This is a genomic window from Spongiibacter marinus (assembly GCF_016906995.1).
GTDB lineage: Bacteria > Pseudomonadota > Gammaproteobacteria > Pseudomonadales > Spongiibacteraceae > Spongiibacter > Spongiibacter marinus.
The window spans coordinates 396362-410506 of the sequence record NZ_JAFBBD010000001.1; the positions used below are offsets into that span (position 1 = coordinate 396362).

Genomic DNA, 14145 nt, shown 5'->3' on the forward strand with positions numbered 1-14145 from the left:
CCGCGCATGCACCTGATCACGATAAGTCGCATTATCGGCATGTTGCTCATGGTATTTAGCCTGACCATGGCGTTGCCCGCAGCGCTGGCGGCGATCTATCAAGACGGTGCACTGCACGCCTTCGGCTACGCCTTTGCACTGACCTTTAGTGTCGGGCTGGTGCTGTGGCTGATCAGCCAGGGCAAGCAGCCCGACCTCGGTATTCGCGATGGTTTTTTGGTGGTGTCGCTATTCTGGACGGTACTGGGCGTTTTCGGTTCGCTGCCGTTCTTCCTTGCCGACAATCCGGGCCTGTCCTTTAGCGCGGCGGTATTTGAGTCGATCTCCGGGTTAACCACCACCGGGGCAACGGTAATCGTTGGGATCGATGAACTGCCGGTGTCGGTATTGTTTTATCGACAATTTCTCCAGTGGCTGGGGGGCATCGGTATTATCGTTATCGCCGTGGCGATCCTGCCGATACTCGGCATCGGGGGCATGCAGCTCTACCGCGCAGAAACACCCGGGCCGGTGAAGGATAACAAGCTGACGCCACGTATTACCGGCACCGCGAAAGTGCTGTTCCTGATGTATGTGGCGCTAACGGCAAGCTGCGGGCTGGCCTACTGGCTCGCGGGGATGACACCCTTTGATGCGATCTGCCACGCTTTCTCCACGGTGGCCATCGGCGGCTTTTCAACCCACGATGCCAGCATGGGCTTTTTCGACAGCCCGTTAATTTTGATGATTTGCAGCGTGTTCATGCTGTTGTCCGGCATGAGCTTTGCCATCCACTTCCACGCCTGGCGCGCGCGCAGCCCCCGCACCTATTTAATGGACTCCGAAACCAAGTTCTACCTTGGCGTAATGGCGACCGCCACGGTTTCTGTGTGCGGCTACCTATTACTGAGCGGCACCCAGGACTTGCCCGATAGTGTGGTGAACGGCATTTTCCACACCGTGTCTATTGCGACGACGACAGGGTTTGGCGCCGACGACTTCTCGGTGTGGCCCAGCTTCTTGCCAATCGGCCTGTTGATGCTGTCGTTTATTGGCGGCTGCGCCGGTTCAACTGGCGGTGGTATGAAGGCGGTCAGAATCATGCTGGTCGCCAAACAAGGGATTCGAGAGCTCAAGCAACTGATTCACCCCAGCGCCGTGATTCCATTGAAGATCGGTTCACAGCGCGTAGAGGCCAAGGTCGTCAGCGCCGTGTGGAGTTTTGTCGGCGTGTATTTGATCTCTTTTATGGGCATCACGCTGGCAATGATGGCCTGCGGCCTCGACTTCTTATCGGCGTTCTCGGCAACGGCCGCGTCGATCAATAATATGGGCCCTGGCCTCGGCGAAGTGGCCGCGAATTACAGCACTGTTAGCAACACCGGCAAATGGATTCTCTGCTATGCCATGTTGCTGGGGCGGCTGGAAATATTCACGTTGCTGGTATTGTTGTTACCGGCTTTTTGGCGCCGCTAATGTCCCGGCAAAAATGGCAACAACGCTATGCTGACGCCAGGCTGCCTCAACCGCCGTGTTGGCTGCTCAATACCTACAGCCACTGGCTGCCCGACAGAGGCTACGGCCTGGATGTCGCCTGCGGCCTGGGTGGCAATGCGATGGCACTCGCCAGGGCTGGGCTGACGGTCGACGCCCTCGACTACGCAGACAACGCCGTAGACAAGCTCAACGACTATGCACGCCGTGAGCAGCTGTCGATTAGCGCCAAATGGGGAGACCTGGAATCGCAGGGCCTCAACGCTGAGCGGCGCTACGATGTTATTGTGGTGAGTTACTATTTGCACCGGCCGCTATTGGCTCAATTGGCTGACGCTCTCGCTCCCGGCGGACTATTGTTCTACCAAACCTTTAATTCGCGCCGCCCGGCGCTCCGCGGCCCAAGCAACCCGGATTTTTTGCTCGGCGAGGGCGAACTGAGCCGCGCCTACGCCAGCCTCGAAACACTGCTTCACCGCGAAGACCTCGACTTGCGAGGCCCCGACCACGCGCTGCAGACCGGCTATATCGGCCGCAAACCCGCCACTATTCGCTAAGGCGCAATACCTCAACGGTCTTTTCGGCGATCTCGGCCTCCGTCCACGGGAATTTAATCCAGTTTTTGGCCGAGTAAGCTTCCGTCATATTTTGGTAGTAAGGCGACGCCGGATCAGTGGATTGCGAATAGGTGATAAAGCCTTCGGCCCTGGGGGTGCCCTCGGCGTCCCAGGTCACGGTCTGCACATAGCTGTTGCCATAGGTGACGTCATACGCACCATCTTGCAAGTCCCCTTCACTGCCGGCAATGGTAAATGAACCGGCAAAGCTCTCACCGCCAAAGATGGGAATTTCCTGCTCGTGAACGCCTGATCGCTGTATATCCCGAATGGCGGCAGTCTCGCTCACCCCCGCACTTTGCAGCGCCTGCACAGCATCGGCAAAGGCCCGGGCAATATCCGGGTTGAGCACATTGAGGCCCCGAGGGGTATTCACCGGATCGTCGGCCGAGAAGGGCGTGGTCCAGCGCAGCGCAGCGGGAATCGAACTGGCGTTAACACCGCGCCAGAACTCTCGCCAAATATGACCGCCGACCGAATCGAGATTATTTTTACCATCCCAGGCCGACAGCACCGAACAGGCCTGGCTGATATCAACGGGTCCGCTGCTGCCGAGCAAGGTCGGCAACTGGCAGTAGCTATCCAACACCGCCTGCCGACCCAGCTCCGCCGAATACACAGCACTATCGAGCGCCACGGTTTGCAGCAAGTCTGGTGTAAAGCGGTTGCCCGGCAGCGCGTCACTGCCATCTAAACGACGCTGAACCTGCAGCATGCACAGTCGCGTGCGCAGCGTTCGCTCGGCACCCTCATCGCCAATGATGGCAGCAAAGCCGGTCAGTGGCTGCGCCGGGTTGCTCAGCCAGTAACTGTCGTTGCAATTGTGAACCCAGTCATTGCGCTCCAGCGACGGCAGATTAGCGGGCCCGAAAATACCCGGCGCGGGCGCATCCGGGTCAGTATCCCATTCACAGGCTGCCCGCGACCCATCGAGTATGGGCAAACCCGGCAGCAGTGCCCCCAGCGCCGTTTGCAGCGGCTGGGCACCACAGCTCTGCACCTTGCTGTCGGGCACATTGGGCACCACCGTAATATCGCCATAGTAGGCGGGCTTGCCCGGCCCCGTCGCCGTTGTATTCACCCATGGCACACCCAGCACACTGCCGTGTAAATCGACAAATTCCTCGTAACTTTGCGCGCGATTCCAGCGGAAGAACTGGTTGATTAGGCGGTTGTTCTCAGCATTGGCATCGCGCAGGGTATAAGCCTTAGCAGGTGACCATTCCAACACCGGCACGCCGGAAACGGCCAGCTCAAGCATGGGACCGAAGTGCGAGCGGTACAAGGTTCGCGTTTCACTTCCCAAGGTACCGTCACCCTCGAGAATAGGGACGGTTATTTCGCTGGCTTCCATATCGCGAAGCTCCCCCTCATAGAAGTACTGAGTGGGATCAGCGGGATTCAGGGTAAGCTCGTAAAAAGTAAAGCGGTATGCGGTAGACACCGTGTGGCTCCAGGCAACATGTTGGTTGAAGCCAATTAACGCTGCCGGAACACCGTACAGCGACGCCCCCATAATCTCGGCATCGGGCAGTTGCATATGCGCCAGATACAAGCGCTCAGTGCCCTCCCAGGGAAAGTGAGGATTCACTAACAGCATGGATTCATCGGTGCTGGCCTCAGCGCCCAAGGCATACATATTGCTGGCAAAAGGCTGCTCACCTGCCAGCGGCATCTCAGAGGGGTCCAGTGCAGAGATTGCAGGAATGCTGACCGGTAGTGGCAGGTTATCCGGGGAGGGTGGCGCGGCATTGGCCACCTCGCTCACAAATACCGACGACGACGCCAAAATAGACAAGCGGAAATAGCGGCGGTAGAGGTCATCAACGGTGATTTCCGTCAGCCACGCGGCATCGCGACAGGCGAGGTGGCGGCCACTGTGTTCGCCCGACTTCAGCTCCCGCAAGTAGCGATTGTAACCGGCAACAAAGCCGCGGGTTGCCTCGACGACCTCTGGATCGCTGTTTGCTTTGATCGGCGCAATCGCGTCATCAGTCGCCACCGCCCGCCAAAAGAAGTCCGAGTCGACATTCGACGCCGTCGAACCGTTAGGAATAATGGTATAGCTGCCGTCGCGACCGAGGTATTGGGCGCGCTCACCGCGAATGGTCATCAAGTCCTCGGCCAGCACGCAAATATTGTCCTGCGCATGCACATAGCCGTAGCCATAACCCATGCTGGCGTAATTGTCGGCCTTAATGTGGGGAATGCCGTGCTCGCTGCGCCTCACTTCAACATCGTACTGCTTCGCCTCGCCCTGGCCACCCCCGGAGCTACTGCCGCTACTTCCGCCGCCGCAGGCAGTGAGCAGAACCACGGCGCTCAGTACAGCGCCTTTCATAATTTGATGGGAGTGAATCATCCTTAGCCTCGTTTACAGCAGATTTATCGTTATTGGGCGACACTAATACCCTATTATCAATAAATGCGCCATTGCAAGGAAGGACAGTCAGCAACAATGCTGGCGAAAATGGCCCTTGCCTGCCATCATAGCGCCGTAATCTGACATAAAAGATGGACTATGGCTTACGCGCAACTCGCCCTAGCACTCGCCAGCTCGGCCTCCTTAGCAGCCGCAAGCCTGTTACTGCCTGAAAACCGCTACGATTCGGCGGTATTAGCCCTGGCCATCTTCACGATGAGTATGCTGTGCTTCCTGATCGCCTTTAGCGGCAAGCTGGACGCACTGCGCGCACGACTCGGCCGCAGCCAGGCGAAAGAGCAGCAATTGCAGGCCCTGTTGGATCACAGCCCCGCCGCATTGATTTTGCTTAACAAGCACTTTCGGCCCATCTACACCAACCAGAAGTTTCACAGCCTCAGCGGCATCAGTGATGACAGCGTTCCGGACACCGCCGACATAGAGCGACTGCTATCGCTGATTTCCGAGGAAACGCGCCAACGCATTCGCAGCACAATTGAGCAAGGCCGAAGCTGGGAGGGCGAGCTACATATTCAGCTCGCCGACCGCGAGGAATATGTTGCCGCGGTGGCCTCGGCAACCAAAGACGAACAGGGCAATATAGAACACTATATATTCAGCTGTGAGGATATTTCTGAGAACAAGGCGATCGCCAACCGGCTTTTTGTTCGCGAACACTACAGCGTGTTAACCGGCTTGCCCAATCGCCAGCTGGCATTAAAAAATCTGCAGCGCACTATTGAACAGCAGGGCGAGGACGCCAGCGGATTTGCCATTTTGCACCTCGACCTCGACCGCATCCGCTTTATAAACGACTCGCTGGGCCACCACGTGGTGGATCGCTTATTTCGCGAGACAGCCGAGCGCCTGCGACGCTGTATCAACGACGAACAGCTACTCGCTCACTTGGGCGCCGACGAATTCTTGATCATTCTCGGCGAGGGCAGCTGCAGCGATGAAGCCAGTATTTTCGCCGAAACTGTGCTGAGCAAAGTGAGTGAGCGCTACCTGATAGACACTAATGAGATTAACGTCTCAGCCAGTATTGGTATCAGCCAGTATCCCGACCACGGCCGCGACGCCGAAACCCTGTTACGCAGAGCCGAGGCGGCAATGTTCGCGGCGAAGGGCAAAGGCGGCAACCAATTCTCTTTCTATCAAGCGGGTATGAGCAGCCAGGCCGAATACCGGCTGGAAACAGAGTCGCAACTGCGCCGCGCGATAGAGCGCGATGAATTTAAGCTGCACTTTCAACCTGTTATCGAGCTTGGCAGCAACCGCCTGGTTGCCGCGGAGGTGCTGCTGCGCTGGCACAATAACGAACTGCGCAACCCCGGCCCGGATCAGTTTATCTCTGTTGCAGAAGAGTGCGGCATGATTGGCATGATCGGCGAGTGGGTGATGATCAACGCCTGCCAACAGGCAATGCGGTGGCGGCGCGCGGGGCTGCCCGAAATTAACATTGCTGTGAATATCTCTGCGCGGCAGTTTGAAGAGTCCGAGATTGTCGATACGGTGCGGCGCGCCCTGCAGCAATCGGGTCTGCCGGCACGGCAATTGGAACTCGAGATCACCGAAGGCCTGTTGATCAACGATACACCCAATCTTCGCCAGTGCTTTCAGGAATTGAAGGCGCTCGGCGTTCGCCTGTCACTGGATGATTTCGGCACCGGCTATGCTTCGCTCAGCTACTTGAAGCGCTACCCCTTCGATATTCTAAAAATCGATCGCAGCTTTGTTCACGATATCGACCAAAGCCAAGATAGCGTCACGCTGGTAAACGCCATTATTGCGATGGCGCACAGCTTCGGCATGTCGGTTATTGCCGAAGGTGTCGAAAACCTGCAACAGCGACGCCTGCTAAAAGATCATCACTGCGACATGGTACAGGGCTTCCTCTACACCCCCGCGCTAAATGCCGAAGCCTTCTCAGACTGGGCTAAACGCTACGCCGACGTCCACGAAGCTCAGCATATTTAAGGCAGCTCTGATTAATTCGGTAATGGCTCAGCGGAGCCTCTCGCGTGCACTGGCGAGGCTAAGGCAGCTCGGGATAGAGCAAACTATCCCCTTCCCAGACCGAAGGCGGGCGGCACAATGGCAGCGGTGTGTCGCCTGGCAGCAGCCAAATCGGCGCTGAAAACGCCACCGGACGGTTATTATTCGCCGAATCTAACACCCTAACAAAGGCGTATTTTTTGTTGCTGCCTACGGAAAGCTCACCCTGTAGCTCGCCGCCTGTCGCCTGTGCTAACACGGTGTTCCCCGGCCCAACCAACTGCACCACCGCGCTCGACATAACTTGGCCATGCAGGCTCACCGATACTCGATAAGGCAACACGCTGCCCGCCGGTTGACGAATTCTCGCCCCCAGGGTGGCATCAGCCACGCGGTAGTCCAAACGCAATTCACTGTAGTGTTGCGCCACGGCATATATCCGCCTTGCCAACAGCGCCTCTCGCAAATCATCAAGGCTGCGAGAGCGCGCCCGGATCACGGTTTTAGGCAAGTCGGGGTCACCCCAGTGAATGCCGTGATGGTCTTCTGAACTGATCGGCGCGAGGTGCCAGCCCTTATCCAGGGCATAACTCAACCAGCTCCCGCCAGGCCCATCGCTATCGTATTCACTGCCCTTGCCAAAGACCTCAATACCGACAACGCGGTAGTCAGCGGTATCGACATAGCGAAAATCATTGAATGTAAAAGCCGGGTCACCGCCGGCAAACTCAAAGGCGGATTCCAAGGCATCTTCACGGCCGGGGTGATTAAAGCTAAGTAGTCCATCACTGCCGCCGCCAAACTGCGCAGGATAGGTAAACCACTGCCAAAACAAGGCCATACTCACCGCGTATCCGGGGCCGGTTTTGGCATTGATGATATTGCGCGAGAAGTAGACATTCGCATGGCCGAATCGGTCCGAGGTCCATTCAAAGCCGCGTATAGCCGTGAAATTATCGGTAGTGGCGGCATTGCTTTGACTTAGCGTCGCCGCCCACTTGGCCAGTGCATCCTGCGGGCGTTGCTCGTCAACCAAAAACAGGCAGTAGAGGAAGTTTTCAGGTGGGCATTCTGCCCGGCCTATGCCCGTGGAGAGGGGGATGCCCAGGTTATCGGAATGGTCAGAGGAGGCAACGAAGTCGTAGCCAAGTTCCTTCACCCGACGATACACATCCGCAGGCTTGGTTAGCGGCGTGCCGTCAGAGTAGGCGGTGTGCTCGTGCATCGCACCGATGTAATCCTCGAAGCTATCGGGATCATACGCGGGGGTGCAGGCATCGGCGGGTGCCTCCGGGCCAATTTGCTCAAGCACATAGCTTGGCTCGGTAACATCCAGCAGGGCCTCCGCGCAGCCCTCGGCAGAAGGTTGGCGCAAGCATTGGCGCAGCGACGGGCCGATGAGGTCGCCAAGTATGCAGTCGCTGCTTAACGGGTCTGAACAAGCCAGAAAAGCTTGCGGATCAAGTATCGAAGAAAGCGGGTAGAGGGGACAACCGGGTTGCAGTGGGTCCATTAAGCACGACAGAGGATCAGGGCTTTGCGCTTCCCGCGGCACCAACTGCAAGCTGCGACGCTCCTCGGTGCGCGCGCGACCATCGCTCACCTGCCACGCTATTTCAACAAGCACGGGCTCACTGAGCGCTGGAACAATAAAGCTGGCATTGGGCTTGTCGGCATCGCGCAGGCCCAAACGCACATCGCCGCTCGTTTCGCCCTGCTGCCAAGTTGTTTGCAAAGCATCACCGTCAGCGTCGCTGGCGATGCCGCGCAAGAAAACGGTTTCGCCGCTGTAGGCAACCCCGGGATCGACCTCAACACGCTCGATTTGTGGCGCCCGATTTGCGACCGGCAACAGATGGATACGCAGGTCGGCGCTGGCACTACCGCCGCTGTTGTCGGTTGCCGTCAACCTCAGTACCAGGTCTCGTGCCTCACTGGGATTGGGTGCGACAAAACTTGCCTGCAGGGTGTCGGCTCCATCTATTACAAGGTCGTTATCTTCACCCAAGCCCTGCCAACGCACACTGACAATGTCGCCATCGGGATCAATCGCCGATGCACTAAGGCTCACCCGCTCACGGCCACGCGCGTCGAAACTATCGCCTACATCGATAATGGGTAGACGGTTTTGAAACACATTGCGCAACTGCACCGAGGTGTTGTCACTACCGATAAAGCCGCCGCTGTCCCGGGCACTCAGACGAAAGCGCAGGGTGTCATCGTGCTCAACCTGGGGCAGGCGGAGGTGCAAGCTGTCTTGGTCACTGGCGCCAATAATCGTGGCACTCGGCCCCGCCGTTTGCTGCCAGGAAAGGGCCCTGATACTGCGCCGTTACCGAGGAATAGAGCGTAATTTCTTCCCCTTCATCAGCCACTTTATCTGAACCGGCATCCACCCCCGGCGCCATTGCTGTATCGTTAGCCGGCCTCAACTGAATCGAGGTTTCGGCAGATCGCGGCTCCCCGTCGGCAGCCTGGCGCTGCACACGCACACGAATACTGGCAGGGCCGTTTAGCGCCACGCTGCGATATTGAAAACGCTCTTCATCAACCTCGGCGGTTTCCAGCAGGGACTGGCCGGAGACGACCGTCCACTGCCACGGCGCAGTCGTCGCGCTATCGCTGTTATCCTGCGCTAACAGAATTTGCGTACTTTGCGCGGCGACTTCCGTTTCGCCAATAATCGTCAGCTCGCTGTTATCAGCGGGCGCACTACTGTTGTCACTGTCCGATGAACTCCCGCCACCACAGGCGCTGAGAATGATACAACAGGCGATAAAACCGCTTCGAATGGCAAACACGTCGACAAGACCAATCAGTGAAAACGGGGAGTGTAGCGCCACTATGTGACATCGACGTTAAATGTGACAGGAGGGTTACTTCACGCCTCGATGGCGGCGAATCAGATCGTAAGCCGCCCTGATTTCCTGAGACTTTTCGGTCGCTATCTTCAGCATATCCTCAGGTACACCGCGCGCAATGAGCTTGTCTGGGTGGTGCTCACTCATCAGCCGGCGATAAGCCTTCTTCAATTCAGCATTGCTGACATCAGCGCTAACTCCAAGGGCAGTGTAGGCATCCTCGAGGTCACTGTGTTGCTGGCGGTGGGCCTGTTCTCGGGATGAATGTTGATGGTAATTAAAGTGCTGCTGAGCGCGACTCATTTTTAGCAGCTGCTCAAAGTCTCGCGTGGCAAAACCGAGGAACTGCGCCACGCGGGATAAAACAGCCTCTTCGGCGGCATCTATTTCGCCGTCGGCGATCGCCATTGCCAGCAACGCCTCTATCAGCATTTGCTTTAACAGCGGCTGAGCCGCGCAGTGTTCCAAAAAGCGGGACACCTCGTCCTCGAGCACAAAGGCGTCGCCGCTACCTTCCTTAAACCGCTCAATAGCGCTGCGCCGCCGCTCGCTGCTCAAGCCCAGCTGAGTAAAAATGGCTTCTGCCTGATGAATTTCTCGCTCGCACACGCGGCCATCGGCTTTAGCGAGATGCCCCATAATGCGAAAGGTGCTGTCAAAAAACGCCTGCTGAAGCTGCTCCCGGCGCGCGGCGTAGTTGAAGCCCATCGCCTGCTTCAGGCCTCGGTCGAAAAAATGCCCAATGGCCAATCCGACCACTGCCAATAGCACTCCGCCGGTAAAATAGCCGAGTACTGCGCCGATGAGTTTTCCCATGCTGTGTTGCTCCACACCACTGTGAACAGGTCCTAGATCATAACAAGTCTATTCCTCGGCCACACGCGTCGCCGCGAGCCACGCAACGCTGTATAATCCTCGCTTCTTTTATTCCACGCACAGCGGTAGACGGGGATCACAGTGAACCAGGCAGATGTAAGCAGCTTCCAGGGACTCATCCTGAGCCTGCAACAGTTTTGGGCCAAGCAGGGCTGCGTTGTTTTGCAGCCCCTCGATATGGAAGTCGGTGCAGGCACCTTTCACCCAGCCACATTCTTGCGGGCCATCGGCCCCGAGAGCTGGAATGCCGCCTATGTGCAGCCATGCCGACGCCCCACCGACGGCCGCTATGGCGAGAACCCTAACCGCCTTCAGCACTACTACCAGTTTCAGGTAGTCATGAAGCCTTCGCCCGATAATATTCAAGAGCTCTATCTCGACTCCCTGCGCATGCTGGGTATCGATCCAACGGTTCACGACATACGCTTTGTTGAGGACAACTGGGAGTCGCCGACACTGGGCGCCTGGGGACTCGGCTGGGAGGTGTGGCTGAATGGCATGGAAGTCACCCAGTTTACCTACTTCCAGCAAGTGGGCGGTATTGAGTGTTTCCCGGTTACCGGCGAGATCACCTACGGTCTGGAACGTATCGCCATGTACCTGCAGGGCGTGGACAGCATCTATGACCTTGTGTGGACCGACGGGCCCGAAGGCAAAGTGACCTACGGCGATGTGTTCCACCAAAATGAGGTGGAGATGTCGACCTTTAACTTTGAAGAGGCCGACGTCGAACAACTGTTCAGCAATTTCGACCACTACGAGGCAGAAAGCCAGCGCCTGGTAGAGAAAGGCCTGCCTCTTCCCGCCTATGAGATGGTCATGAAGGCCTCACACGCCTTTAACTTGCTCGACGCTCGCCACGCCATTTCGGTCACCGAGCGCCAGCGCTTTATCTTGCGTGTTCGTGGCCTGGCCCGCGCAGTGGCCCATGCCTACGACGAAGCGCGAAACCAACTTGACTACCCGCTAGCCAGCGACGAGCGAAAAGCCGTATGGCGCGAACAATTTCGCGCAGACAAAGGAACAGCCTGATGAGCAAGCGTGATCTGCTGATAGAGATCGGCACAGAAGAACTCCCCCCGAAGGCTCTCAGCAGCCTGTCCGAGGCCTTCACCAACAGCATTACCCAGCAATTGGCCGCTGAGGAACTGAGCTTCGACGGCGTAGAAGGCTTCGCCTCGCCACGTCGCCTTGCTGTGGTCGTTAGTCAACTCGACGAACAGGCGCCCAGCAAAGACATAGAAAAGTGGGGGCCACCTGTCAAAGTCGCCTTTAAGGACGGCCAGGCCACCAAAGCCGCCGAGGCCTTTGCAAAGAGCAATGGTTTGGCACTGGATGAGCTGAGTAATTACATCGCCAATGACGGCAAGCAAGACAAGTTGTGCTTCCGAACGATTGCCTCGGGCGGGTTTACGAAAAGCATGATTGATCATATAGTTGAAGAGGCGTTAGCTTCGTTACCGATACCCAAGCGTATGCGCTGGGGTGCAAAGCGTGAACAGTTCGTTCGCCCCATACACTGGGTAGTTTTAATCTTCGGCGACGAAGTGCTTGAATTCGACATCCTCGGTATCACCGCTTCCAACAAAACCCGCGGCCACCGCTTTCACAGCGAAGGCGAGCTGCAACTGGGCAAGCCCGCAGATTACGCGCGCCAGCTTGAAGAAGAAGGCCGTGTTATCGCCGACTTTAGCCGTCGCCGTGAGTTAATTCGCCAACAAGTCACCGCACAGGGGCAGCGCCTCGGCGGTGAAGCGGTGATCGACCCGGCACTGCTGGACGAAGTCACCGCACTGGTTGAATGGCCGGTGGCCTTAGCGGGTAATTTTGAGCAGCGTTTCTTGCAGGTTCCCGCCGAGGCCTTGGTGTCCTCGATGAAGGAACACCAGAAGTATTTTCACGTGGTAGACGCCAAGGGGGAGTTGCTCCCTCACTTTATCACGGTGTCCAACATCGAAAGTCGCGAGCCGGAAAAAGTCATCGATGGCAATGAGCGGGTTATTCGCCCGCGCCTGAGCGACGCCGCTTTCTTTTTCGAAACCGACTGTAAAACGACATTGGCAGAGCGCCGCGAGCGGCTGAAGAAAGTCGTTTTCCAGGAAAAGCTTGGCAGCATTTTCGATAAAACCGAACGCGTTGCCGAACTCTCGGCGCTTATTGCCTCGCAATTGAATGTCGACGCCGCGCAGGCGCGCCGTGCCGCCGAGCTTAGCAAAAGCGATCTGGTGTCAGAGATGGTGCTGGAATTCGACGATATGCAGGGCATTGCCGGTACCTACTACGCCAAGAATGATGGCGAGCCCGCCGCGGTTGCCCAGGCCATGCAGGAGCAGTATCTGCCTCGCTTTGCCGGCGATGAATTACCGGCTGGTGATGTCGGCACGGTCGTCGCCCTGGCAGACCGCCTGGACACCATAAGCGGTATTTTCGGCATCGGCCAACTGCCCACCGGGTCGAAAGACCCCTTTGCCCTGCGCCGCGCGTCACTGGCGGTCATGCGCATTCTGATCGAAAAAGCCTTGGACCTGGATCTGCGCCCGCTGGTCGTTAAGGCCATTGCTCAACACAGCGCGGTGAAGGGCAGCGACGAGCTGGTAGAGAGCATCCTCGGCTACATGTTCGAGCGACTGCGCGCCTGGTATGACGACAAAGGCGTGGCCAGCGAAATCTTCCTCGCCGTCAATGCCAAAGGCATCACTCATGCCCTCGACTTTCATCGCCGCGTTAACGCTGTTCAAGCCTTTACCCAGTTGAAGGAAGCCAGTGCATTGGCCGCCGCCAACAAGCGGGTATCGAATATTCTCGCCAAAGCGGAAGGGGATGTAGCGCCGACAGTCGATGCGAGCTTATTGCAAGAAGACGCCGAGCAAGCGCTGCACTCAGCCTTGGGGGCGTGCTCGTCAGAAGCCCTGGCGCTATTTGAATCCGGCGACTATACCGCAGGCTTGAAGTCACTGGCGGTCTTGCAGGGCCCTGTAGATCGCTTCTTTGACGATGTCATGGTGAACGCCGACGACCCGGCTCTCAAGAATAACCGTCTCAGCTTACTCAAACAGCTACAAGCCTTGTTCTTGGAAGTGGCCGATATATCACTGCTGGTGCCTGCTAAAAAATAGCGGGCAAGCGATGCGAAGGGAGCAGGGATGACGTTACCGTACAAAGTGTGGCTCGGACTGCGCTCGGGGCTGTTTTTTGTAAGCTATGCGCTGATTACGCTGTTTTTTAGCGTTACAGGTATCGTGTTCACGTGGTTCCTACCCTTCCATGTTCGCGGCCGCTACTTTGTCATCGGCAATGCGCTGATCATTTTCAGTCTGCGACTATTTTGTGGCGTACGCACGCGCGTCGTCGGCGAATTGCCTGCGCAGCAGCCCTATGTCGCCCTGGCAAAACACCAAAGCCAGTGGGAAACCTTTTATTTGCAGTGGTTTCTTTTTCCCGTTACCACCGTGGTTAAAAAGGAGCTGCTGTCCGTGCCGTTCTTCGGCTGGGCGCTGCGCATGATGAATGCGATCGGCATCGATCGCAGCAACCCCCGGGCGGCCATGCGCCAAACCATGGAGCAGGGCACCCGACACCTAGCGAATAACTGCAACCTGCTTATCTTCCCAGAGGGAACCCGTGTCCCCCACGGCGTGCGCGGTAAATACGCCAGGGGAGGGGCAGGCATTGCCGTCAAAGCCGGCGTACCCATTTTACCCATCGCTCACAACGCCGGAAGGCTGTGGCCACCCAAGAGCCTGCTTATTCGGCCAGGCACCGTCACGCTGTGGATAGGGGAGCTGATTGACACTCGCGACGGTGACCCAAAGGCCCTGGCCGAACAGGCCGCAGAATGGATCGAGCAACACTGCGATAAAATGCCTTAGCCAGAATCAACACAAAAAAAAGCCCGCGA

At 57.4% G+C, this 14145-nt stretch carries 10 protein-coding genes; 6 read left to right on the plus strand and 4 right to left on the minus strand.

Annotated elements, in window-relative coordinates:
- The first annotated feature begins 6 nt into the window (after positions 1-6).
- Together HNR64_RS01915 and HNR64_RS01920 are read left to right on the plus strand one after the other, a co-directional pair.
- Positions 7-1455 (plus strand): TrkH family potassium uptake protein, encoded by a 1449-nt coding sequence (locus tag HNR64_RS01915; protein WP_204994909.1) that lies wholly within the window; start codon positions 7-9, stop codon positions 1453-1455.
- Positions 1455-2030 carry a class I SAM-dependent methyltransferase gene (locus HNR64_RS01920; protein WP_204994910.1) on the plus strand — a complete coding sequence of 192 codons (576 nt, stop codon included), beginning with the start codon at positions 1455-1457 and terminating at the stop codon, positions 2028-2030. The genes HNR64_RS01915 and HNR64_RS01920 overlap by 1 nt, the downstream gene beginning before the upstream one ends.
- Here the strand turns inward: HNR64_RS01920 and HNR64_RS01925 are convergent.
- Positions 2020-4452: a penicillin acylase family protein gene (locus HNR64_RS01925; RefSeq protein WP_204994911.1), complete on the minus strand. Its 2433-nt coding sequence runs from the start codon at positions 4450-4452 to the stop codon at positions 2020-2022. The two genes, HNR64_RS01920 and HNR64_RS01925, sit on opposite strands and share 11 nt — an antisense overlap.
- 159 nt (positions 4453-4611) lie before the next feature.
- Between HNR64_RS01925 and HNR64_RS01930 the strand changes: the two genes are divergently transcribed.
- Positions 4612-6492, plus strand: a complete 1881-nt coding sequence (locus HNR64_RS01930; RefSeq protein ID WP_204994912.1) for a putative bifunctional diguanylate cyclase/phosphodiesterase — start codon at positions 4612-4614, stop codon at positions 6490-6492.
- Positions 6493-6550: 58 nt separating this feature from the next.
- On the opposite strand, the gene HNR64_RS01935 is transcribed toward HNR64_RS01930, so the two are convergent.
- The 3 genes from HNR64_RS01935 to djlA are packed head-to-tail and all read right to left on the minus strand — an operon-like array spanning position 6551 to position 10187.
- Positions 6551-8761 (minus strand): PKD domain-containing protein, encoded by a 2211-nt coding sequence (locus HNR64_RS01935; protein ID WP_204994913.1) that lies wholly within the window; start codon positions 8759-8761, stop codon positions 6551-6553.
- 10 nt (positions 8762-8771) lie between these two features.
- Positions 8772-9353 carry a hypothetical protein gene (locus HNR64_RS01940; RefSeq protein ID WP_204994914.1) on the minus strand — a complete coding sequence of 194 codons (582 nt, stop codon included), beginning with the start codon at positions 9351-9353 and terminating at the stop codon, positions 8772-8774.
- A gap of 33 nt (positions 9354-9386) precedes the next feature.
- Positions 9387-10187 carry a co-chaperone DjlA gene (gene djlA / locus HNR64_RS01945; protein WP_204994915.1) on the minus strand — a complete coding sequence of 267 codons (801 nt, stop codon included), beginning with the start codon at positions 10185-10187 and terminating at the stop codon, positions 9387-9389.
- Between the two features lie 141 nt (positions 10188-10328).
- On the opposite strand from djlA, the gene glyQ reads away from it, so the two are divergent.
- From glyQ to HNR64_RS01960, 3 genes are read left to right on the plus strand one after another with little or no spacing between them, the layout of a single operon-like run.
- Entirely contained in the window at positions 10329-11279 is a 951-nt protein-coding gene (gene glyQ, locus HNR64_RS01950; protein WP_036255786.1) for a glycine--tRNA ligase subunit alpha, read from the plus strand.
- Complete coding sequence (gene glyS, locus HNR64_RS01955; RefSeq protein ID WP_204994916.1) at positions 11279-13363, plus strand: glycine--tRNA ligase subunit beta; 2085 nt, start codon at positions 11279-11281, stop codon at positions 13361-13363. The genes glyQ and glyS overlap by 1 nt, the downstream gene beginning before the upstream one ends.
- A 27-nt stretch (positions 13364-13390) precedes the next feature.
- Entirely contained in the window at positions 13391-14116 is a 726-nt protein-coding gene (locus tag HNR64_RS01960; RefSeq protein ID WP_204994917.1) for a lysophospholipid acyltransferase family protein, read from the plus strand.
- Positions 14117-14145: the final 29 nt, after the last annotated feature.

What these genes read in the sequence shown, in the direction of transcription:
- HNR64_RS01915 (WP_204994909.1), top strand. Translation starts at nt 7, where the DNA reads ATGCACCTGATCACGATAAGTCGCATTATCGGCATGTTGCTCATGGTA.
- HNR64_RS01920 (WP_204994910.1), top strand. Translation starts at nt 1,455, where the DNA reads ATGTCCCGGCAAAAATGGCAACAACGCTATGCTGACGCCAGGCTGCCT.
- HNR64_RS01925 (WP_204994911.1), bottom strand. Translation starts at nt 4,452, where the DNA reads ATGATTCACTCCCATCAAATTATGAAAGGCGCTGTACTGAGCGCCGTG.
- HNR64_RS01930 (WP_204994912.1), top strand. Translation starts at nt 4,612, where the DNA reads ATGGCTTACGCGCAACTCGCCCTAGCACTCGCCAGCTCGGCCTCCTTA.
- djlA (WP_204994915.1), bottom strand. Translation starts at nt 10,187, where the DNA reads ATGGGAAAACTCATCGGCGCAGTACTCGGCTATTTTACCGGCGGAGTG.
- glyS (WP_204994916.1), top strand. Translation starts at nt 11,279, where the DNA reads ATGAGCAAGCGTGATCTGCTGATAGAGATCGGCACAGAAGAACTCCCC.
- HNR64_RS01960 (WP_204994917.1), top strand. Translation starts at nt 13,391, where the DNA reads ATGACGTTACCGTACAAAGTGTGGCTCGGACTGCGCTCGGGGCTGTTT.